Raw genomic sequence first — 24,817 nt, 5'->3', positions numbered from 1 at the left:
TCTCAGGAGATTCCAAACTCTTTGCTGATGAAGTCGAAGATCTCGTCGTCGCTGGCCGAGTCGAGGTCTGGCCGGTCCGGTTCGACGGCGGGTCCGGCCGCCAGGTCGGACGCCTTGGCGAGCAGGTCCTGCATCCGGGCGGTGAACCGGGCGCGGGCCGCCGGGTCGAGCGGGATGGCGGTGAGCAGGCTCTCCACCGTGTCGATGCCCTGGAAGAGCGGCTGGGTGGAGGGCGCCGCGTCGGCGGCGATCTCGCTCGTCAGCTTCTCGGCGAGCGCCGTCGGCGTCGGGTAGTCGAACACGAGCGTCGCCGGCAGCCGCAGGCCGGACAGGCTGTTGAGCCGGTTGCGCAGGTCGACGGCGGTGAGCGAGTCGAAGCCCAGGTCGGTGAAGAGCCGGTTCGGGTCGACCGCGTCCGAGCCGGCGTGGCCGAGGACGGCGGCGATGTTCGCGCGTACCACGTCGAGCACCACCTTGAGCCGCTCCGGGGCGGCCAGTCCGGCGAGCCGCCGGCCGAGCTGCACCCCGCCGGAGCGGGCACCGGTGGCGTCCATGGAGCGTCGCAGCGGCACCCGGACCAGGGCCCGGAGCATGGGCGCGAGGGTGCCGGTCTCCGCCTGCCCGCGCAGCGTCCCGACGTCCAGGCGCATCGGCAGGACGGTTGCCGCGTCGAGCCGCCACGCGGCGTCGAAGAGATCCAGCGCCTGCTCGGTGGACAGGCCGGTGGCGCCCTGCTCGGCCATCCGCCGCACGTCGTCGTCGCCGAGGTGGCCCGTCATGCCGCTGGCCTGCGACCACAGGCCCCAGGCGAGCGAGATGCCGGCGAGGCCGCGTGCCCGGCGGTGCGCCGCGAGGGCGTCGAGGAAGGCGTTCGACGCCGCGTAGTTGGACTGGCCGGCGCTGCCCAGCGTGGCCGCCGCCGACGAGAACAGGACGAAGGCCGCGAGGTTCGCGTCGGCTGTGAGGCGGTGCAGGTGCCAGGCGGCGTCGATCTTCGGCACGGCGACCGCGTCCACCCGTTCGGGGGTCATCGACTCCAGCACGCCGTCGTCGAGGACGCCGGCGGCGTGCACCACGGCGGTGAGCGGGTGCGCTGCCGGCACCCCGGCCAGCAGCGCCGACAGGGCCTCGGGGTCGGCGGCGTCGCAGGCCGCGACGGTCACCTCCGTACCGGTGCCGGCGAGTTCGCCGACGAGGTCGCCGATCCCCTCGGCCGCCGCGCCGCGCCGCCCGGCCAGCAGCAGGTGCCGTACGCCGTGGCTGGTGGCGAGGTGGCGGGCCAGGATGCGGCCCAGCACGCCCGTGCCGCCGGTGATCAGCACGGTGCCGGCCGGGTCGATCCCGCCGGGCAGCGGCTCGACACCGGCCGGAACCCGGCCGAGCCGTGGGGTGCGGACCTGCCCGTCGCGCACGGCGAGCTGCGGCTCGCCGGAGGCGATGGCGGCGGCCAGTGCGGCGGCGCTGTCCGGGGCGTCGTCGAGGTCGACGAGCTGGCACCGGCCCGGGTGTTCGAGCTGGGCGGCGCGCAGCAGGCCCCAGACCGGGGCCTGGCGCAGGTTCACCGGCTCCCGCTCCCCCGCCGCGACCGCGTCCCGGGTGACGAGCACCAGCCGCGAATCGGCGAACCGGTCGTCGGCGAGCCAGGTCCGCAACGCGGCGAGCGTACGGTGCGTGGTGGCGCGCGCCTGCGCGGCGAGCTCCGGGTCCGACGGGTTCCCGGCGTCGCCGACCGGGACGATCACCAGCTCGGGCGCCGGCTCACCCCCGGCGAGCAGGTCGCCGAGGGTGTCGAGCCCGACGTCGGTACGCACCCGGGCACCGGCCGCCTCGCAGGCCGCGCTGAGCACCAGGTCGTCGCCGAGCGCCACCCAGCGGATGGCCGCCGGCACGGGGCCGGTGGGCACCGGCAGCACGGGCCAGTCCACCTGGAACAGCGACTGGTGCCGGCCGGAGCGGGCCGCGCCGAGGGAGTCCCCGGAGACACGGCGCATGATCAGCGAGTCGACGTGCAGCACCGGGGCGCCGGTGGCGTCGGCCACCTGGAAGGAGACGCCGACCTCGCCGGCCGCGGCGACGCGCACGCGCAGGGCGGTGGCCCCGGCGGCGAGCAGGGAGACCCCGGTCCAGGCGAACGGCAGACGGGGCACGCCGGCGTCGGCGCCGTCGCCCATCCGGCCGAGGAAGCCGCCGATCGACATGGCCTGCAGCGCGCCGTCCAGCAGCGCCGGGTGCACGCCGAAGCGGCCGGCCTCGGCGTGGTGGCCGGCGGGCAGCTCGACCTCGGCGAAGACCTCGTCGTCGCGGATCCACGCGGCACGCAGACCCCGGAACGCCGGCCCGTACCCGAAGACGGTCGCCTCGATGCCGGAGTAGAAGTCGTCGGACTCGACGCGCGTCGCGCCGGGCGGCGGCCACACCCCCAGGTCGAAGGCGGGCGCGGCGTCGGCCGGCTGCGGGCCGAGCAGGCCGGTGGCGTGGCAGGTCCAGGCGACGTCGGCGAGGATCTCGTCGGAGCCGTCCCGGTAGGGCCGGGAGTAGAGCTGGACGGTGCGCCGCCCGTCGTCGTCGCGGTCGCCGACCGTCAGCTGCACCTGGAGCGCGCCGAGTTCGGGCAGGACGAGCGGGGCGAGCAGCGTCAACTCCTCCACCGTCGGGCAGCCGGCCTGCGCACCGGCGTACGTGGCGAGTTCCACGAAGGCGGTGCCGGGCAGCAGGATGTTGTCCATCACCCGGTGCTCGCCGAGCCACGGGTGGGTACGCACCGACAGCCGCCCGGTGAAGACCATCCGCTCGCTGTCGGGGAACGTCAGCGTGGCGCTGAGCAGCGGGTGCCCCGCGTCCTGGAGACCGGCGGAGCTGACGTCCTGCGCCCGGTGCGCCGGCGGCTCGACCCAGTACCGCTGGTGGTCGAAGGCGTACGTGGGCAGGGCGACAGGGTCGGTCTCGGCGAGGACGGCCGTCAGGTCGACGGGCAGGCCGATCGCGTGGGCGGTCGCGAGGTTCGTCAGCAACCGCATCGGATCGTCGTCACCGCGGCGCAGGCTGCCCAGCGTGTGCCCGGTCACGCCGGCGTCGTCCAGGATCGCCGTGACCGGCATCGTCAACACCGGATGCGGGGAGATCTCCACGAACGTCGTGTGACCCGCCTCGACGGCCACCCGGACGGCGGCCTCGAACTGGACGGTCTGCCGCAGGTTGTCGTACCAGTAGTCCGCCGACATCGAAGACGGATCCACCCAGTCCCCCGTCAGCGTCGACACCAGCCGGACGTCGCCCTGTCGCGGCGTCATGTCGGCCAGGTCCGCGCGCAACCGCTCCGCGACCTCCTGCACCGCCGCCGAATGCGACGCGTAGTCCACCGGGATCAACCGCGCCCGCACCCCGTCGGCCTGACACGCCTCCACCAGGTCGGCGACCGGCTGCGGCGGGCCCGACACCACCACCGTCGACGGACCGTTCACCGCCGCGACGCCCACCCCGGGGAAGCCCGGCAGCCGCTCCGTCACCGCGTCCGCGCGGAGGTCGACCGACGCCATCGTCCCGGTGCCCCGCAGCGCGGTCAGGGCCCGGGAGCGCAACGCCACGGCCTTCGCCGCGTCCCCCAGCGACAGGATCCCCGCCACACACGCCGCGCCGATCTCACCCTGCGAGTGACCGATCACCGCCGCCGGAACCACACCCGCGTGCTGCCACACGGCGGCGAGGGCGACGCCGACGGCCCACAGCACCGGCTGCACGACCTCCACCCGCTCCAGCCACGACTCGTCGTCACCGGTCAACACCGACACGAGGTCCACGTCCAGATACGGCGCCAACGCCCGCTGGCACTCCGCCAACCGCGCGTCGAAGACCGGCGTACGACCCACCAGGCCCGCCGCCATCCGCGCCGACTGCGCGCCCTGACCCGGGAACACGAACACCGGGCCCGCACCGTGCGACGTCGACGTCGCCGCGACCACATTGCCGGCCGGCGACCCCGACGCCAGAGCGTCCAGCCCCGCCAGCAACTCCTCCGTGCTCGACCCGACCACTGCCGCCCGGTGGTCGAACGTCGACCGGGTGGCGGCGAGGGACCAGCCCACCGCCGCCGCATCGACCTCGCCGTGCTCGCGCACGTGCCGGGCCAGCCGGGCCGCCTGGCCGGTCAGGGCTTCCCTCGACCGCCCCGACAGCGGCCATGCCACGACGCCGGAATCCACGAGGCCGGGCCGTGTGTCCACGCGTGCGGCGTCGACCGGCTCGTCACCCTGTTCGATGATCACGTGGGCGTTCGTGCCGGAGATGCCGAACGACGACACCGCCGCCCGGCGCGGCCGGTCCACCGCCGGCCACGGCCGCGACTCCGTGGCCAGCTCGACGGCGCCGGAGGTCCAGTCGATGTGCGGGGACGGCTCGTCCACGTGCAGCGTCGCCGGGACGAGGCCGTGCCGGATGGCCTGCACCATCTTGATCACACCGGCCACCCCGGCGGCGGCCTGGGCGTGGCCGATGTTCGACTTGATCGAGCCGAGCAGCAGCGGCCGGCCGGCGGGCCGCTCCCGCCCGTACGTGGCCAGCAGGGCCTGCGCCTCGATCGGGTCACCGAGCGTGGTGCCGGTGCCGTGCGCCTCGACCACGTCCACGTCGGCCGCGGAGAGCCGCGCCGACGCCAGCGCCTGCCGGATCACCCGCTGCTGCGACGGGCCGTTCGGGGCGGTCAGCCCGTTGGAGGCGCCGTCGGAGTTGATCGCCGAGCCGCGCACCACCGCGTACACGGTGCGGCCCTGCCGGCGCGCGTCGGAGAGCCGCTGCACGAGCAGCATGCCCACGCCCTCGGACCAGCCGGTGCCGTCGGCGGACGCGGCGAACGACTTGCACCGGCCGTCGGCGGCCAGGCCGCGCTGCCGGGAGAACTCGACGAAGGCGGTCGGGGTGGCCATCACCATCACGCCACCGGCGAGGGCCATGTCGCACTCGCCACGCCGCAGCGCCTGGCCGGCCCAGTGCAGTGCCACCAGCGACGAGGAGCAGGCCGTGTCCAGCGACACCGCGGGCCCCTCCAGCCCGAACGTGTACGCCACCCGGCCGGAGATGACGCTGCTGGTCATCCCGGTCAGCATGTAGCCCTCGGCGGCCTCCGGCGAGTACGCGAGCAGCGAGCCGTAGTCCTGCCCGCTGGTGCCGACGAAGACGCCGGTGCTGCTGCCCCGTACGTCGGCCGGGTCGATGCCGGCGGACTCGAAGGACTCCCAGGTGGTTTCCAGCAGCAGCCGCTGCTGCGGGTCCATGGCCAGGGCCTCGCGGGGCGAGATGCCGAAGAAGCCGGGGTCGAACCGGTCGACGCCGCTGAGGAAGCCGCCGCCGCGGGCGTAGAAGGTGCCGGGGGCGTCGGGGTCGGGGCTGTAGAGGCTGTCGAGGTCCCAGCCACGGTCGGTCGGCAGGTCGCTGATCGCGTCGACGCCGTCGACCACCAGCCGCCACAGGTCGTCGGGCGACCACACGCCGCCGGGCAGCCGGCAGGCCATGCCGATGATCGCGAGGGGCTCGTCGTCGCCGACCGGCACGGTGGTCGTCGCGGGTCGCACGGGGACCGGGGTGCCGGCGATCTCCGTGCCCAGGAAGCCCGCCAGGTCGTGCGGGGTCGGGTAGTCGAAGACGAGGGTGGCCGGCAGCCGCATCCCGAAGGCGTTGTTGAGCCGGTTGCGCATCTCGACGGCGGTCAGCGAGTCGAAGCCGAACTCGCTGAACGCCCGGCGCGGCTCGATGGCCGCCGGGTCGGGGTAGCCGAGCACGGCGGCGGCCTGCCCGCGGACGATCTCGACCAGCGCGGCGGCCCGCTCGGCGTCGCCCAGCCCGGCGAGCTGCTGCACCAGGGACGCGCCGGTGGTGGCCGCGGCGGCGCGCGCGGGCGTGCGGATCAGCGCCCGGTACAGCGGCGGGATGCTCCCGCCGGCGAACTGCACCTTCATTGCGGCGAGGTCCAGCCGGGCCGGGACGAGCGCGGCGTCGGTGGTGCGGCAGGCCGCGTCGAAGAGCGCGAGCCCCTCCTCGGCCTCCATGGCGGCGACGCCGGAGCGGGAGATCCGGTTGAGGTGGACGTCGTCCAGCTCGGTGGTCATGCCGCTACGGTCGGCCCAGAGGCCCCAGGCGAGGGTGAGCGCGGCGAGGCCGCGCGCCTTGCGGTGCTGGGCCAGCCCGTCGAGGAACGCGTTGGCGGCGGCGTAGTTGCCCTGGCCCGGGCCGCCTGCGGTGGCGGCCAGCGAGGAGTACGAGACGAACGCCTTCAGGCCGAGGTCGGCGGTCAGCTCGTGCAGGTGCCACGCGGCGTCGACCTTGGGCCGCAGCACGCCGTCCATCCGCTCGGGGGTGAGGGAGGAGATGACGCCGTCGTCGCGGACGCCGGCGGCGTGGACGACGGCGGTGAGGGGGTGCTCCGCCGGGATGCCGGCCAGCAGCTCGGCCACGGCGGCGCGGTCGGCGACGTCGCAGGCGGCGACGGTGACGCTCACGCCGAGCGCCTCCAGCTCGGCGCAGAGCTCCGCGACGCCCCCGGCGGCGCGGCCGCGCCGGCTGGTCAGGATGAGGTGCCGGACGCCGTACGTGCTGACCAGGTGCCGGCTCATCAGCCGGCCGAGGGTGCCGGTGGCGCCGGTGATCAGGACGGTGCCGTCGGAGTCGAACGGGGCGGCCGGCGGCTCGGCCGGGGCGGGGACCCGGGTGAGCCGGGCGCCGGCGGCGACGCCCGCGCGGATCACGACCTGCGGTTCGTCGGTCGCGACGGCCGGGACGAGCGCGGCGGCGCAGCGGGCCACGTCGTCGACGTCGACAAGCACGAACCGGTCGGGGTTCTCCGACTGGGCGGAGCGCAGCAGGCCGATCACGGCGGCGCCGGCCAGGTCGGTCAGGTCGGTGTCCCGGTCGGTGGCGACCGCGCCCGAGGTCAGCACCACCAGCCGGGACGCCGCGTAGCGCTCCTCGGCGAGGAACTGCTGGAGCACGGCGAGCACCCGGTGGGTCGCCTCGGCGACGGCGCGCGGCACGTCCGCCGACGCGGGCGGGTCGAGCAACGGCAGGACCAGCACGCCGGGCGCGTCCGTCCCGTCGTCCATCGCCGTGGCCAGGGCCGTCAGGTCGGGGTACGCCGCCACGGCCGTGCCGGTGGCCGCGACCGCGTCGGTGAGCGCCGCGGCGTCGCCGATGACCGCCCAGTCGACAGTGGACGGGCCGGCGGGCAGCGCGAGCGGCGCCCACTCGACCTGGAAGAGCGACTCGGTGCCGCCGCCGGAGGCGGTGCGGAGCTGGTCGGCGGAGACCGGCCGCAGAACCAGGGAGCCGACGGAGATGACGGGCGCGCCGGTGACGTCGGTGAGCAGCAGCGAGATGCTGTCGGGGCCGGTGTGCGAGACCCGGACGCGGGCCGCCGCGGCCCCGGCGCCGTGCAGGGCGACGTCGTTCCAGGAGAACGGCAGCCGGCCGTACCCCGGGGGCATGCCCGCCCCAGAAGGCTCTCCGGCCGGCGTGGTCAGGCCGAGGGTGTGCAGCGCCGCGTCGAGCAGGGCCGGGTGCAGGCCGTACCCGCCGGCCTCGGCGGCGGGGGCCTCGGGCAGCGCCAGCTCGGCGAAGAGGTCGTCGCCGCGCCGCCACGCGGAGCGCAGGGCGATGAAGGACGGACCGTAGTCGTAGCCCTGGGCGGAGAGGTTCAGGTAGAGGTCGTCGGTGCCGACCTCGGTGGCGCCCGGCGGCGGCCAGGTGGTCAGGTCGGACCAGCCGGCGGGGCCGCTCGGGGCGGCGGGGCCGCTGGCCAGCACGCCGCTGGCGTTGCGAGTCCAGGTCCGCTCGCCCGCGCCCTCGGCCGGCTCGCCGTCCTGAGCGGAGTGCAGCGACACGGACCGGCAGCCGGTCTCGTCGGCCGGGCCGATCCAGAGCTGGATGTCGACGCCCCCGGTCTCCGGCAGGATCAACGGCGACTCCAGGGTGAGTTCGCGGACGTGGTCCGCGCCGACGTGCGCGCCGGCCTGGAGGGCGAGTTCGACGAAGCCCGTGCCGGGCAGCAGCACGGTGTCGAAGACGACGTGGTCACAGATCCACGGGTGGGTACGCCGGCCAGCCGGCCGGTGAACAGGAACCCCTCGGCGTGCGCGACGCCGACGGCGGCCCCGAGCAGGGGGTGTTGCGCGGGGCGCAGGCCGACGGCGGTGACGTCGCCGGTCCACCCGGCGCCCGCCTCGGGCCAGTAGCGCTGGTGCTGGAAGGCGTACGTGGGCAGGTCCACCCGCCGCGCGCCGGTCTCGGCGAACCACCGCCGCCAGTCGACCGCCACCCCGCGCACGTGCAACTCGGCCAGCCCGCCCAGCAGCCCGTGCACCTCGGGCCGGTCCGCGCGCTGCGCGGCGACGGCCAGCACGGCGTCCCCGCCCGGCAGGACATCGCCGACCATCGCGGTCAGCACGCTACGCGGCCCGACCTCCAGGAAGGTGTCCGCCCCAGCGGCGCGCAGCGCGGCGACCCCGTCGGCGAAGCGGACGGCCTCGCGGACGTGGCGCACCCAGTAGTCGGGCGTGCAGATCTCGTCGGCGTCGGCCAGCGCACCGGTCACGTTCGACACCACCGGCAGCGACGGCGCGGAGAACGTCAACCCGTCGAGGACGGCGCGGAACTCGGCGAGCATCGGCTCCATCAGCGGACTGTGGAACGCGTGGCTGACGGTCAGCCGGCGCGTACGCACGCCCCGCTCACGCCAGACCCGCTCCACCTCGTCGAGGGCCTCGACGGCACCGGAGACCACGACGGCCTGCGGACCGTTGACCGCCGCGATCCCCACGCCGGCCAGCCCGTCCAACGCCGCCGCCACGTCGGCCTCGGTGGCCGCGACGGCCAGCATCCCACCCCCGGCGGGCAGCGCCTGCATCAACCGGCCCCGCGCCGCCACCAGCGCACACGCGTGCTCCAGCGACAGCACCCCGGCCACGTACGCGGCCGTCACCTCACCGATCGAGTGACCGCCCACGAACTCCGGCGCGATGCCGAACGACTCGACGAGGCGGAACAACGCCACCTCGACGGCGAACAACCCCGCCTGCGTGAACACCGTCCGGTCCAGCAGGGCCGCCTCGGCGGAACCCTCCGGCGCGAACAGCACCTCCCGCAGCGGACGCGGCAGCAGCGCGTCCAGGTACACGCACACCTCGTCCAGCGTGGCGGCGAACACCGGGAAGCCCGCGTACAACTCCCGGCCCATGCCGGCGCGCTGCGCGCCCTGGCCGGAGAAGAGCACCGCGAGCGAGCCCCGGCCGCCGGCCTGCCCGGCGACGACCGCGCCGGACGGCTGACCGGCGGCGAGGGCGCTCAGCCCGGCCAGCAGGTCCTCGCGGCCGGTGGCGTGGACCACGGCGCGGTGGTCCAGGGTGGACCGGGAGGTGACCGACGAGAAGGCCACGTCCAGGGGCCGCAGGGTCTCGTCGGCGGCGATCCGGGCCGCCCAGCGGCCCGCCTGCGCGGCGAGGCCGGCCGCGTCCCGGGCCGACACCGGCACCGGCACGACCGGCCGCTCGACCAGCAGCGCGGCGGCGGCCGACGGGGCCGGCTGCGGTGCCGGGGCCTGCTCCAGGATGGTGTGGGCGTTCGTGCCGGACACCCCGAACGAAGAGACCGCCGAGCGGCGCGGCCGGTCCACCGCCGGCCACGGCGTCGCCTCGGTCACCAGCGACACCTCGCCGGCCGACCAGTCCACCTCGGGCGTCGGCTCGTCCACGTGCAGGGTGGGCGGTACGACGCCGTGCCGCATCGCCATGACCATCTTGATCACACCGGCGACACCGGCGGCGGCCTGGGCGTGCCCGATGTTCGACTTGACCGACCCGAGCAGCAGCGGTGCCGAGTCCCCCCGGTCCTGCCCGTACGTGGCGAGCAGCGCCTGCGCCTCGATCGGGTCGCCGAGCCGGGTGCCGGTGCCGTGCGCCTCCACCACGTCCACGCCGCCGGTGGCGAGGCCGGCGTTGGCCAGCGCCTGCTGGATCACCCGCTGCTGCGAAGGCCCGTTCGGGGCGCTCAGGCCGTTGGAGGCGCCGTCCTGGTTGACGGCGCTACCCCGCACCACGGCGAGGACGGGGTGGCCGTTGCGCTGCGCGTCCGACAGCCGCTCCAGCACCAGGACGCCGACGCCCTCGGACCAGCCGGTCCCGTCGGCGGCGGCGGCGAACGCCTTGCAGCGGCCGTCGGCGGCGAGGCCGCGCTGCCGGGAGAACTCGACGAAGGCGGCCGGGGTGCACATGGCGGTGACCCCGGCGACGATCGCCAGGGTGCACTCCCGCTGCCGCAGCGCCTGCCCCGCCAGGTGCAGGGCGACCAGCGAGGACGAGCAGGCGGTGTCGATGGTGACCGCCGGGCCCTCCAGCCCGAAGGTGTAGGCGATCCGGCCGGAGACCACGCTGCCGGCGTTGCCGGTCATCAGGTGCCCCTCCAGGCCCTGCGCGGCACCCATCAGCACGGTGCCGTAGTCCTGGCCGGTGCTGCCGGCGAAGACGCCGGTGCGGCTGCCGCGCAGCGAGTGCGGGTCGATGCCGGCCCGCTCCAGGGCCTCCCACGAGGTCTCCAGCAGCCAGCGCTGCTGCGGGTCCATCGCCAGCGCCTCGCGGGGGGAGATCGCGAAGAAGCCCGGGTCGAAGTCGGCCAGGTCGTGGACGAAGCCGCCCTGCCGCGTGTACGACGTGCCGCTCTGCTCGGGGTCGCTGTCGTAGAGCGACCCGAGGTCCCAGCCGCGGTCCTCGGGGAAGTCGGTGACCACGTCCCGGCCGGACGCGACCACCTCCCACAGGTCCTCGGGCGAGCGCACCCCGCCCGGGAAGCGGCAGCTCATGGAGACGATGGCGACCGGTTCCTGTTCACCGGCCTCCACCTCGCGCAGGCGCTGGCGCACCTGGTGCAGGTCAGCGGTGACCCGCTTGAGGTAGTCGAGAAGCTTCGCCTCGTCAGCCATGGACCGCGCACTCCTTGTGTTGACCCGTCGTCGCAGCAGCGATCACGTCAGGACATCCCCAGCTCGCGGTCGATGAAGTCGAAGACCTCGTCCGGCGTCGCGTCCTGGAGCTTCTCGGCGACGGTGTCGCCGTCCGCCGGGGCGTCGGCCTCGTTGAGGGAGGCCAGCAGCGCCCGCAGCCGTTCGGTGATCCGGATTCGGGCGCTGCGGTCCGGCGCCGAGCCGGAGAGTGCCGCTTCCAACCTGTCCAGCTCACCGAAGACCGGTGCGACCCCGGCCACGCCGCCGTCGACGATCGCGGCCCGCACGTATTCGGCCAGCCCGGCGGCGGTCGGGTAGTCGAAGACCACGGTGGCGGGCAGCCGCACGCCGGTCGCCGCGGTGAGCCGGTTACGCAGCTCCACGGCGGTCAGCGAGTCGAAGCCGAGTTCGCGGAACGCCCGGTCCGGCTCGACGGCGTCCATCGAGGCGTGCCCGAGCACCGCGGCGGCCTGCCCGCGTACCAGCTCCAGCAGGGTCTTGCGTCGTTCGGCGTCGGTCTGCCCGGCGAGCAGGGCGGCCAGGGACTCCGCGGAGACGCCGGTGTCCTCGGCCCGCTCGGCGACGGCCCGCCGTGCCTCGGCCACACCCGCGATGAGCGGGCTGGGCCGCACGGCGACGAAGCCGGGCACGTAGCGGGCCCAGTCGATATCGGTCACCATCGTCGCCGGCTCGCCCCGCGCGACGCACTGGGCGAGCGCCGTGAGCGCGGGCGCGGTGTCGAGGCGGGCCACGCCGGTACGCCGGCGGCGCTCCTCCACGGCCTGGTCGGTGGCGGCCATCCCGCCGGCCGTCCAGGGGCCCCAGGCGACCGAGGTGGCCGGCAGGCCCTGGCGGTGCCGCTGCTCGGCGAGGGCGTCGAGGTAGGCGTTGGCGGCGGCGTAGCTGCCCTGACCGGCGGCGCCGAGCTGGCCGGCCATCGCGGAGAACAGCACGAACGCGCGCAGTTCCCGCCCGACGGTCAGCTCGTGCAGGTGCAGGGCGCCGAGCACCTTGGGGCGCAGGACGGTGGCGAGCCGGTCGGGGGTGAGCCCGTCGAGCACCCCGTCCTCGAGGACGCCGGCCGCGTGCACGACGCTGGTCAGCGGCGCGTCGGCGGGTACCTCGTCGAGCAGCTTGGCCAGCGCGGCCCGGTCGGCCACGTCGCAGGCTGCGACGGTCACCCGGGTGCCCGCCCCGGTCAGCTCGCGGACGAGTTCGGCGGCGCCGGGGGCGTCCGCGCCACGGCGGCTGACGAGCATCAGGTGCTCGGCGCCCCGGGCGGCCAGCCAGCGGGCCACCTCCGCGCCGAGCGCACCGGTGCCGCCGGTGACCAGCGTCGTGCCCGGGTAACCGGCGTCGTCGGCGGGCGCCTCGCCGCCGGGTGCCCGCACCAGCCGGCGGACCAGGATGGTGGCGCCGTCGACCGCGAGCTGGTCCTCGCCGTCGAGTCCGGTGAGGGCGGCGCAGAGCAGGTCCCAGCCGTGGTCGTCCAGGGTGGCCGGTACGTCGACCAGGCCGCCCCACCGCTCGGGGTGTTCGAGGGCCACGACCCGGCCGAGGCCCCAGAGCAGCGACTGCTCCGGCCGGCTGGGCGTGCCGCTCCGGGTGGTGCCGGCGGCACCCCGGGTGACGCACCACAGCGGCGCGGCGACGTCGAGGTCGCCGAGCGCCTGGATCAGCGCGAGCGACCGGGCGAGGAACGGCGGCACCGGCTGGGTGTCGTCGACCGGGCCGTCGGCGAGGGCGAGCAGGGACAGCACCCCGTCGACCGGGGCCGGCCCGCCGTCGGCGGTACGGGTGACACCGCTCAGGTGCGCGGTGAGGGCGGCACGGTCGGTCAGGTTCTCCGGCAGCGACACCAGCCGGACGTCGGCGCCCCGGCGGGACAGCTCGGCGACGGCGGCCTCGCCCTCCTCCGGGTGCCGTGCGTCGGCGATCACCCACCATGCACCGGGGAGGAAGCTGACGGGCGTCCCGGTGTACGGCTGCCAGACGCTGCGGTAGCGCAGGTCGTCCAGGGCGGAGCGGTTGCGCTGCCGGCGTCGCCAGGAGGCGAGCACGGGCAGGGCCGCGCCCAGCCGTTCCAGGGATTCCGTCGCGTCCTGCTCGGTGAGTTCCGCGAGCGCGGCCAGGTCCTCGCTCTCGACGGCCGCCCAGAACGCGGAGTCGACGCCGCTCGGGGTCTCCTCGCCACCGTCCTGCCGGGTCGCCGCGGTCGGCCAGAAGCGGCTGCGTTCGAAGGCGTACGTGGGCAGTGCCACCACGTCGGTCTCGGCGAGGACGGCCGTCAGGTCGACGGGCAGGCCGATCGTGTGGGCGGTCGCGAGGTTCGTCAGCAGCCGCATCGGATCGTCGTCACCGCGGCGCAGGCTGCCCAGCGTGTGCCCGGTCACGCCGGCGTCGTCCAGGATCGACCGGCTGCGGCGGACCCGACACCACGACGGTGGACGGGCCGTTGACCGCCGCCACCCCGACACCCGGGAACGCCGGCAGCCGCTCGGCCACCGCCTCCGCCGACAGGTCCACCGACGCCATCGTCCCCGTGCCCCGCAGCACCGTCAGCGCCCGCGACCGCAACGCCACGGCCTTCGCCGCGTCCTCCAGCGACAGGATCCCCGCCACACACGCCGCGCCGATCTCACCCTGCGAATGGCCGACCACCGCAGCCGGGGTGACCCCGGCGTACTGCCACACCGCCGCCAAGGCCATACCCACAGCCCACAGCACCGGCTGCACGACCTCCACCCGCGCCAGCCACGACTCGTCGTCACCGGTCAACACCGACACCAGGTCCACATCGAGGTACGGAGCCAGGGCCCGCTGACACTCCGCCAGCCGCGCGTCGAACACCGGCGCACGACCCACCAGACCGGCCGCCATCCGCGCCGACTGCGCACCCTGACCCGGGAACACGAACACCGCACCCGCGCCATGCGACAGAGCCGCCGCCGCGACGACGTTGCCGGCCGGCGACCCAGACGCCAAAGCGTCCAGCCCCGCCAGCAACTCCTCCGCGCTCGACCCGACCACGACCGCCCGCTGGTCGAACGTCGACCGGGTGGCGGCGAGGGACCAGCCCACCGCCGCCGCGTCCACCTCGCCGTGCTCGCGCACGTACTCCGCCAGGCGAGCCGCCTGGCCGGTCAGGGCACCCTTCGACCGTCCCGACAGCGGCCACACCACGACGTCGGAGGCCACGAGCCCGGGGCCCTGCTCGGCCGGAGCGGCAGCCACGGCCTGCGGCTCGTCGGCTTGCTCGATGATCACGTGGGCGTTGGTGCCGGACATGCCGAACGACGACACCGCCGCCCGGCGCGGCCGCTCCACCGCCGGCCACGGCCGCGACTCCGTGGCCAGCTCGACGGCGCCGGAGGTCCAGTCGATGTGCGGGGACGGCTCGTCCACGTGCAGCGTCGCGGGGACCACGCCCTCGCGCATCGCCAGCACCATCTTGATCACACCGGCGACGCCGGCGGCGGCCTGGGTGTGGCCGATGTTCGACTTCACGGAGCCGAGCAGCAGCGGCTCGTCGCGCTCCTGCCCGTACGTGGCGAGCAGGGCCTGCGCCTCGATCGGGTCACCAAGCGTCGTGCCCGTGCCGTGCGCCTCGACCACGTCCACGTCGGCCGTGGTGAGGCGGGCCGACGCCAGCGCCTGGCGGATCACCCGCTGCTGCGACGGGCCGTTCGGGGCGGTCAACCCGTTCGAGGCGCCGTCCTGGTTGACGGCGCTGCCCCGCACGATCGCCAGCACCTCGTGACCGTTGCGCCGCGCGTCCGACAACCGCTCCACCAGCAGCACACCCACGCCCTCGCCCCAGCCCGTGCCGTCCGCAGCCGCCGCGAACGCCTTGCAGCGGCCGTCGGCCGCCAGGCCCCGCTGCCGGGAGAACTCCACGAACAGCCCGGGCGTCGCCATCACGGTCACGCCGCCGGCCAGGGCCAGATCGCACTCGCCACGCCGCAGCGACTGCACCGCCAGGTGCAACGCCACAAGCGACGACGAACACGCCGTGTCCACCGACACCGCCGGCCCCTCCAACCCCAACGCGTACGCCACCCGACCCGACACCACACTCGCGGCGTTGCCCGTCCCCGCGAAGCCCTCCACCTCGTCCCCCGCCACCATCAGCAGGGCCCCATAGTCCTGACCATTCGTGCCCACGAACACCCCTGTTCGCGAACCCCGCAGAACCCCAGGCTCAACCCCTGCCCGCTCGACCGCCTCCCACGAAACCTCCAGCAACAACCGCTGCTGCGGATCCATGGCCAACGCCTCGCGGGGGGAAATCCCGAAGAAACCGGCATCAAACTCCGCCGCCTCGTAGAGGAAGGCGCCGCTGCGGACGTAGGAGGTGCCGGTGGAATAGGGGTCGGGGTCGTAGAGGCGCTCGACGTCCCAACCCCGATCGCCGGGGAGGTCCGACACGGCGTCGCGGCCGGCGTGCAGCATCTGCCAGAACCGCTCGGGATCGTTGGCCCCGCCGGGGAAGCGGCAGGACATGGCCACGATGGCCACCGGCTCGCCGTCGCCGAACGCCACCGGGGCGGCCTCGACGGCCACGGCGGCCTCCCCGCCCAGTTCCTCGTGCAGGTGCCGAGCGAGCGCGGTCGGCGACGGGTAGTCGAAGACCAGGGTCACCGGCAGCCGCAGCGAGGTGGCGGTGGCGAGCCGGTTGCGCAGTTCCACCGCGGTCACCGAGTCGAAGCCGAGGTCGCGGAACGCGTGGTGCGGGTCGACGGCCTGGCCGTCGGCGTACTTGAGGACTGCGGCCGCCTGGTCGCGGACCAGGTCGAGCAGCGCCTGCTGGCGCTCGGCGGCGCTCATCCGGGTGAACGCGCCGGCCGGGCCGGCCTCGTCGGTCTCCTTCGTCTCGGCCAGGCCCTTGGTGGCCTGCAACCGCTGCGCCTCGGGGATCTCCGAGATCAGCGGGCCGGGCCGGGTGGCGGTGAACGCGACGAAGAACCGGTCCCAGGCGATGTTCGAGATGGTCAGGAAGGTCTCGTCGTGCTCGACGGCCTGGTGCAGGGCCGCGACGGCGAGGCGCGGGGGCATCTCGGGTGCGCCGTGGCGGTGCAGCATCCGGCCGAACTCGCCGTCGGCCATGCCGCCGCCGCCCCAGGCGCCCCAGCCGATGGAGGTGGCGGGCAGGCCGAGGGCGCGCCGGTGCTCGGCGAGGGCGTTGAGGAACGCGTTGCCGGGGGCGTAGTTGCCCACGCCGGAGCTGCCGACGGTGCCTGCCATCGACGAGAACAGGATGAACGCGTCGAGGTCCAGCTCGCGGGTCAGCTCGTGCAGGTTCAGTGCGGCGGTGACCTTCGCGCTGAGCGCGTAGTCGACCTGGTCCAGCGTCAGCGAGTTGATCACCGAGTCGTCGAGCACGGCTGCGGTGTGCACGACTGTGGTCAGCGGGTGCTCGGACGGCAGGTCGGCGAGGACGGCGGCGAGCGCCGAGCGGTCGGCGGCGTCGCAGGCGGCGACGGTGACCCGGGCGCCCAGTGCGACCAGCTCGGCCTCGAGGTCGGCGATGCCCTCGGCCTGCCGGCCGCGCCGGCTGACCAGCACCAGGTGGGCGGCGCCGTTGGCGGCGAGCCAGCGGGCCATGTGCCCGCCGAGCGCGCCGGTGCCGCCGGTGACCAGGGCGGTGCCGGAGGGCCGCCAGGCGCGCGGGGCGGGCGTGTCGCCGAGCGGGGCGTGCAGCAGTCGCCGGCCGAACGCGCCGGCCCACCGCAGCGCGACCTGGTCCTCCCCGTCGGCACCGGCGAGGACGCGCACGAGCCGGCGGCCGGCCGCATCGTCGAGCTCGTCGGGCAGGTCGACGAGGCCGCCCCAGCGGTCCGGGTGCTCCAGCGCGGCGACCCGGCCGAAGCCCCAGGTGAGCTGCTGGAGCGGGTGCGGCAGCGGGTCGGCTGGGCCGGTCGCGACGGCGCCCCGGGTGAGGCACCACAGGGGCGCGCGGACGCCGGCGTCGCCGAGCGCCTGCACGAGGGTGACGGTGCCGGCGAAACCGACCGGCACCGACTGGTGCGCCGGGGCGGGCGTCTCGTCGAGCGGCAGCAGCGACACGATCCCGGCGGGGCGAGGGCCGCCGTCGGCGAGGTCGCGCAGCCGGGCGGCGAGCGCCGCGCGGTCCGTGCGGTCGGCGTCCAGCCCCAGCGGTACGACGGTGCCGCCGTGGCGCCGCAACGCCTCGGCGCAGAAGTCGGCCTCGGCCGCGCCGGTGTCGTCGGGGCCGGTGAGCAGCCACCAGGTGCCGGTGACGGCCGGCTCGCCGGAGGCGTCGGGGGCGACGGGCGTCCAACTGTCCCGGTACCGCCACGAGTCCACGGTGGCCTGGTCGCGGTGCCGGCGACGCCAGGCGGCGAGCACCGGCAGCACGTCGGCGAACGCCGTCTCCGGGACGGGCCTCGGCTCGGTCGTGGCGGAGAGTTCGGCCGTGAGTGCGGTCAGATCCTCCGCCTCGACGGCCGCCCAGAACCGGGCGTCGACCTCGTCGTCCTGCACCGGACCGGCGACGCCGGCGGCCGGGGCGGGCGCGGCGGACGGCTGCGGCCAGTAGAGCTGCCGCTGGAACGGGTACGTGGGCAGGTCGAGGCGACGCCCGGCGAGGCCGGCGAAGGCGGGCCGCCAGTCCACGGCCGTACCTCCGGCCCAGACCTCGGCCAGGGCGCGCAGGAAGCGGCCGAGGCCGCCCTCGCCCCGGCGCAGGCTGCCGGTGACGGTGACCGCGTCCGGGTCGGCGGCGGCCAGCTCGACGCTCTCCTGCGCGGCCATCGTCAGCACGGGGTGGGCGCTGACCTCGACGAAGGTCTGGTAGCCGGCGGCGACGAGGCTGCGTACCGCCTCGTCGAAGCGGACGGTCTGCCGCAGGTTGCGGTACCAGTAGTCGGCGTCGAGGGCAGCGGTGTCGAGCCAGTCCCCCTCGACGGTGGAGCGGAACCGGACCTCGCCGGTGCGGGGCCGCAGTCCGGCGAGCAGTTCCAGGAGCTGTTCGCGCAGTTGCTCGACGTGGGCGGAGTGGGAGGCGTAGTCCACGGGGACGCGGCGTACCCGCACCTCGCGGGACTCGTAGTGGGCGACGAGCTCGTCGAGGGCGACGCCGTCGCCGGAGACCACGACGGAGGTGGGTCCGTTGACGGCGGCCAGGGCGATGCGGCCGGCCCAGCGGGCGATCGTCGCGGTGGCCTCGTCGGCGGTGGTGGCGACCGAGACCATGCCGCCGTCCCCGGCGATGCCGGCGATGATCCGGCTGCGCAGCGCGACCACGGCCGCCGCGTCGTCGAGGGTGAGGCCACCGGCGACGTATGCGGCGGCGATCTCCCCCTGGGAGTGGCCGACGACGGCTCCGGGGCGCACCCCGTACGACTCCCAGAGCGCGGCGAGCGAGACGCTGACCGCGAACAGGGTGGGCTGCACGACGTCGACGCGCTCCAGCGACGGGGCGTCGGGCGCGCCGCGCACCACGTCGGTCGGTGACCAGTCGACGTACGGGCGCAGCGCCTCGGCGCAGGCGGCGAACGTCTCCGCGAAGACGGGGGCGGTGTCGAGCAGCTCGGCGGCCATCCCGGCCCACTGCGATCCCTGGCCCGGGAAGACGAACGCGACCTCGCCCGGCGTGCCGGGGACGCGGGTGACGGTCTGCGGGCCGGGCCGGCCGGCGGCGAGCGCGTCGAGGGACGCGGCCAGGTCGTCGCGGTCGGCGGCGAAGACGACGGCCCGGTGGTCGTGGGCGGCGCGGGTGGCGGCCAGCGACCAGGCGACGTCGGCGAGTGCGTCGTCGTCCACTGTGCCGAGGTGCTCGCGCAGGTCCCGGGTGCGGGCGGTGAGGGCGTCGACGGTGCGCCCGGAGAGCACCCAGGGCAGCTCCCCGGTCGGCACGTCGGCCACCGGTCCGGGCTCCGGCTCGTCGGCGGGGGCCTGTTCGAGGATGGTGTGCACGTTGGTGCCGCTGATCCCGAACGAGGAGACGGCGGCGCGGCGTACCCCGTCGGCCGGCTCCCACGGCCGGGCGGAGGTGAGCAGCTCGACGCTGCCGCCGGTCCAGTCGACGTGCGGGGTGGGCTCGTCCACGTGCAGCGTGGGCGGCAGCACCCCGTGCCGCATCGCCAGCACCATCTTCATCACCCCGGCCACACCGGCGGCCGCCTGGGTGTGCCCGATGTTCGACTTGATCGAGCCGAGCCACAACGGCCGGTCGGCGGGCCGGTCCTGGCCGTACGTGGCGATGAGGGCCTGCGCCTCGATCGGGTCGCCGAGGGTGGTGCCGGTGCCGTGCGCCTCGATGGCGTCCACCTGCTCGGCGGTGAGTCCGGCGTTCGCGAGGGCCTGCCGGATCACCCGCTGCTGGGCGGGGCCGTTGGGGGCGGTGAGGCCGTTGGAGGCGCCGTCCTGGTTGACGGCGCTGCCGCGCAGCACGGCGAGGACCGGGTTGCCGTCGCGGCGGGCGTCGGAGAGCCGCTGGAGCACCAGCAGGCCGACGCCCTCGCCCCAGCCGGTGCCGTCCGCGGCTCCGGCGAACGGCTTGCACCGGCCGTCGGCGGCGAGACCGCGCTGGCGGGAGAAGCCGACGAAGATGCCGGGGGTGGCCATCACGGTGGCGCCGCCGGCCAGGGCCAGGTCGCACTCCCCCGTCTGAAGGGCCTGCGCGGCCAGGTGCATCGCGACCAGCGACGACGAGCAGGCCGTGTCGACGGTGACGGCCGGGCCGTGCAGCCCGAATGTGTACGCCAGCCGGCCGGAGATGACGCTGGCGGAGGTGCCGGTGGCGAGGTAGTTCTCGTCGACGTCCCCGGTGGCCATCAGCAGCGAGCCGTAGTCCTGGCCGTTGGTGCCGACGTACACGCCGGTGCGGCTGCCGCGCAGGGCGGTCGGGTCGATCCGGGCCCGCTCGAACGCCTCCCAGGTGGTCTCCAGCAGCAGCCGCTGCTGCGGGTCCATGGCGAGGGCCTCGCGGGGGCTGATGCCGAAGAACGCCGGGTCGAACTCGCCGGCACCGGCGACGAAGCCGCCCTCCCGGACGTAGCTGGTACCGAGGTGCTCGGGGTCGGGGTGGTACAGCTCGGCGAGGTTCCAGCCGCGCTCGCCGGGCATCAGGCTCAGCGCGTCGGTGCCGGTGGCCAGCAGGTCCCAGAGCTGCTCGGGCGAGGTGACCCCGCCGGGGAAGCGGCAGCTCATCGCGACGATGGCGATCGGTTCGCGGTCACGGCCGGTGCCGTCGGCGACCACCTCGCCGGTGGTGTGCCCGGCGGTGAGGCCGTGCAGGTGGGCCGCGAGTTCGGCGACCGTGGGGTGGTCGAAGACCAGCGTGGCGGGCAGGGTCATACCGGTCTCGGCGGTCAGCCGGTTGCGCAGCTCGACGGCGGTGAGCGAGTCGAAGCCGAGGTCACGGAAGGTGCGCTCGGGCAGCGGCCGCCCGGCCGGGTAGCCGAGCACGACGGCGGCCTGGGTGCGTACGAGGTCGGCGAGCTGCGGCAGGGACCGGCCGACCACCACGGCGCGGACGGGACCGGTGGGCACGGCGGGCACCCCGGGCAGGGCGGCGATCAGGGGCGTGGGCCGGCCCCAGGAGGCGGCGAGGCGTCCCCAGTCGACGGCGGCGACGGTGACCGCCGGCTCGGCGGTGTTGACCAGTCGGCCGAGTGCGGTGACGGCCTCGGCGGCGGGGAGCGCGTCGACCCCGCCCCGGGCGAGCCGGGCGGTCAGGGCGGCGGCCATGCCGTCCTCAGCCCAGGCGCCCCAGGCGATGGCGGTGGCGGGCAGGCCCTGGTCGCGTCGCCAGGCCGCGAACGCGTCGAGATAGGCGTTGGCCGCCGCGTAGTTGCCCTGCCCGGCGCTGCCGATGACGCCGGCGAGGGAGGAGAAGAGCACGAACGCGTCGAGGTCGCGGTGGGCGGTGGCCTCGTGCAGAACCCGGGCGGCGCGGACCTTGCCGTCGAGGACGGCCTGCATCCGGTTCAGGTCGAGCCCGTCGAGGACGCCGTCGTCGATCACGCCGGCGGTGTGCACGACGGCGGTCAGCTCCGGCAGCCCGGAGACCAGAGCCTCGACGGCGGCCCGGTCGGTGACGTCGCACCCCACCACCCGCACCGCGCCCGACTCGGCCACCAGTTCGGCCGCGCCCGGCGCCGCCGGGCCCCGCCGCGAGGCCAGCACCACCTCGGCCGCCCCGTTGGCCAGCAACCAGCGCGCCACGTGCCGGCCCAGGGCACCCGTACCACCGGTCACCAGCACCGTCCCGGCAGGCCGCCAACCCACACCCACCGGCGGCACGGCCGGCACCAGCCGCCGGCCGAGGACGCCCTGGGGGCGGATCGCCACCTGGTCGTGCCCGGCGTCGGCGAGGACGGCGAGCAGCGCGTCGGCCGTGGCGCGGTCGGCGCGGGCGGGCAGGTCGACCAGGCCGCCCCAGCGGTCCGGCTGTTCGAGGGCGACGACCCGCCCGAGGCCCCAGGCCAGGGCGGCCCACGGGTCGGTGAGGGTCTCGCCGGCCCCGGCGCGCACGGCGCCCCGGCTGAGGCACCAGAGCCGGCCGGGCAGGCCCGCGTCGGCGAGCGCCTGGGTGAGGGTGAGCAGCAGCGCGGCGCCGACGGAGACGGCCGGGGCGTCCGGCAGCGCCCGGTCGGTCGCGGGAAGCACGCAGAGCACGCCGGCCCAGCCCTGCTCGCTGTGGCCGCGCAGCAGCCCGGTCAGCTCGGCGCGATCGACGCCCGGGGCGACGGTCAGGGTGTCGACGTGGGCGCCGGCACCGGTCAGCGTGCCGGCCACCCCGGCGTCGTCGTTGTCGGCGGTGACGACGAGCCAGCGGCCGGTCAGCGCCGGAACGGCGGCGGGGCGTACGGGCTCCCACTCGACCCGGTAGGTCCAGCCGTCCACCACGGCGTCGCGCTGCCGGGCCCGCCGCCACGACGACAGCACCGGTACGGCCGGGGCGAGCGCCTCCACTGCCGCGGGATCGTCCTGCACGGCCAGGTGGGCGGCGACCCCGGTCAGGTCGCCACGCTCCACGGCCGCCCAGAAGTCCCCCTCGGCGGCGTCACCCGGCACGGCCGTCACGGCGCTGCCGCCGGCCTCTGGCCAGTAGCGCTGGTGCTGGAAGGCGTACGTGGGCAGGTCCACCCGCCGCGCGCCGGTCTCGGCGAACCACCGCCGCCAGTCGACCGCCACCCCGCGCACGTGCAACTCGGCCAGCCCGCCCAGCAGCCCGTGCACCTCGGGCCGGTCCGCGCGCTGCGCGGCGACGGCCAGCACGGCGTCCCCGCCCGGCAGGACATCGCCGACCATCGCGGTCAGCACGCTACGCGGCCCGACCTCCAGGAACGTATCCACACCCGCCGCCCGCAGCGCCGTCACCCCATCGGCGAACCGCACCGCCTCGCGCACATGCCGCACCCAATACTCCGGCGTACGGATCTCATCGCCGGCCAGCGCACCGGTCAGGTTCGACACGACCGGCAGCGACGGCGCGGCGAAGGTGAGCTTGTCGAGCACCGCGCGGAACCGGGCGAGCATCGGCTCCATCAGCGGACTGTGGAACGCGTGGCTGACGGTCAGCCGGCGCGTACGCACGCCCCGGTCCCGCCAGACCCGCTCCACCTCGTCGAGGGCGTCGACGGCACCGGAGACCACGACGGCCTGCGGACCGTTGACCGCCGCGATCCCCACGCCGGCCAGCCCGTCCAACGCCGCCGCCACGTCGGCCTCGGTGGCCGCGACGGCCAGCATCCCACCCCCGGCGGGCAGCGCCTGCATCAACCGGCCCCGCGCCGCCACCAGAGCACACGCGTCGGCCAGCGACAGCACCCCGGCCACGTACGCGGCCGTGACCTCACCGATCGAGTGCCCGCCGACCAGGTCGGGGGCGACGCCGAAGGACTCGACGAGGCGGAACAACGCCACCTCGACCGCGAACAGACCGGCCTGCGTGAACACCGTCCGGTCCAGCAGGTCGGCGTCGGCCGAGCCCTCGGCGGCGAAGAGCACCTCACGCAGGGGGCGCGGCAGGGCCCTGTCCAGGTGCCCGCACGCCTCGTCGAGGGCGGCGGCGAAGACGGGGAACTCGGCGTACAGCTCGCGGCCCATACCGACGCGCTGCGCGCCCTGGCCGGAGAAGAGCACCGCGAGCTGGCCGCGCGGCGCGCCGGCGCCGAGCACGACGGTGCCGGCCGGTTCCCCGGCGGCGAGCGCGCGCAGCCCCGCGAGCAGGTCGTCGCGGCCGGTCGCGGACAGCACGGCACGACGGTCCAGGGTGGAGCGGGAGGTGACCGACGAGAAGGCCACGTCGAGCGGGCGGAGGGTCTCGTCGGCGGCGAACCGGGCGGCCCAGCGGCCGGCCTGCGCGGCCAGCGCGGCGTCGGAGCGGGCGGAGAGCAGCACGGGGGCCACCGTGCGGGCCTGCGGCGGGGTCGGCTCGACCTCGGCCTCGACCTCGGCGGGAGCCGGGGCCTGCTCGATGATGGTGTGCGCGTTGGTGCCGGACACGCCGAACGACGACACGGCGGCCCGGCGCGGCCGGTCCACGGCCGGCCACGGCGTGACGGCGGTGGCGAGGGTGACCGCCCCGGCGGTCCAGTCGATCTGCGGCGACGGCTCGTCGACGTGCAGGGTGGGCGGCACGACACCGTGCCGCATCGCCATCACCATCTTGATCACACCGGCCACGCCGGCGGCGGCCTGGGCGTGCCCGATGTTCGACTTGACCGACCCGAGCAGCAGCGGCGCGGCCTCGTCGCGGTCCTGCCCGTACGTGGCCAGCAGCGCCTGCGCCTCGATCGGGTCGCCGAGCCGGGTGCCCGTGCCGTGCGCCTCCACCACGTCGACCTGCTCGGGCGTGAGCCGGGCGTTGCCGAGGGCCTGGCGGATGACCCGCACCTGGGAGGGGCCGTGCGGGGCGCTGAGCCCGTTGGACGCGCCGTCGGAGTTGACCGCGCTACCTCGTACCACGGCGAGCACCGGGTGGCCGTGCCGCTGCGCGTCGGAGAGCCGGGTGAGCAGCAGCATGCCGATGCCCTCGGACCACGAGGTGCCGTCCGCGCCGGCGGCGAACGCCTTGCACCGCCCGTCGGCGGCGAGACCGCGCTGCCGGCTGAAGCCGACGAAGACCGCCGGGGTGGGCATCACCGTCACGCCGCCCGCCAGGGCCAGCTCGCAGTCGCCGTTGCGCAGGGCCTGCGCGGCCAGGTGGATGGCGACGAGCGAGGACGAGCAGGCGGTGTCGACCGTGACCGCCGGCCCCTCCAGCCCGAGGGTGTACGCGACGCGGCCGGAGATGACACTGGTGGCGTTGCCGGTGAGCAGGTGGCCCTCGCCGTTCTCGGCCTGCGCCATCATGCCGTCGTAGCCGTGCGACGAGGCCCCGACGAAGACGCCGGTGCGGCTGCCCCGGACGGCCGGCAGCGGCAGCCCGGCCCGCTCGAACGCCTCCCAGGAGGTCTCCAGCAGCAGCCGCTGCTGCGGGTCCATGGCGACGGCCTCGCGGGGCGAGATGCCGAACAGGTCGGCGTCGAAGTCGGCGGCGGAGTAGACGAAGCCGCCCTCGCGCACGTAACTGGTGCCCGGGTGGTCGGGATCGGGGTGGAAGAGGTTCTCCAGGTCCCAGCCCCGGTCGGCGGGGAACGGCCCGATCCCGTCGCCGCCGTCGTGCACGAGCTGCCACAGCGCCTCGGGGCTGTCGACGCCGCCGGGGTAGCGGCAGCTCATCGCCACGATGGCGATGGGCTCGGAGTCCCGGCTCTCCAGCTCGCGCAGCCGACGCCGGGTACGCCGCAGCTCCGAGGTCGTACGCTTCAGGTACTCGACGTACTTCTCGTCCTCGTTGCTCACCGTGGACCTACCTCACTCGGCATG

At 75.7% G+C, this 24,817-nt stretch carries 2 protein-coding genes and 1 pseudogene; all 3 read right to left on the bottom strand.

The genetic code is table 11. The features are described 5' to 3' along the window. Positions 1-2 precede the first annotated feature (2 nt). A pseudogene (locus NMK34_RS12940) lies at positions 3-10,954 on the bottom strand (type I polyketide synthase). Positions 10,955-11,001: 47 nt separating this feature from the next. Further along, positions 11,002-13,368: an SDR family NAD(P)-dependent oxidoreductase gene (locus NMK34_RS12935; protein ID WP_318333571.1), complete on the bottom strand. Its 2,367-nt coding sequence runs from the start codon at positions 13,366-13,368 to the stop codon at positions 11,002-11,004. Next, on the bottom strand, positions 13,331-24,793 hold the full coding sequence (locus NMK34_RS12930) for a type I polyketide synthase (RefSeq protein ID WP_318333570.1): 11,463 nt from the start codon (positions 24,791-24,793) through the stop codon (positions 13,331-13,333). The genes NMK34_RS12935 and NMK34_RS12930 overlap by 38 nt, the downstream gene beginning before the upstream one ends. Positions 24,794-24,817: the final 24 nt, after the last annotated feature.

Origin of the sequence: Micromonospora sp. BRA006-A, from assembly GCF_033433935.1 — a bacterium.
Classification (GTDB): Bacteria; Actinomycetota; Actinomycetes; order Mycobacteriales; family Micromonosporaceae; genus Micromonospora; species Micromonospora aurantiaca.
This window is presented reverse-complemented; position numbering and strand designations above follow the sequence as displayed.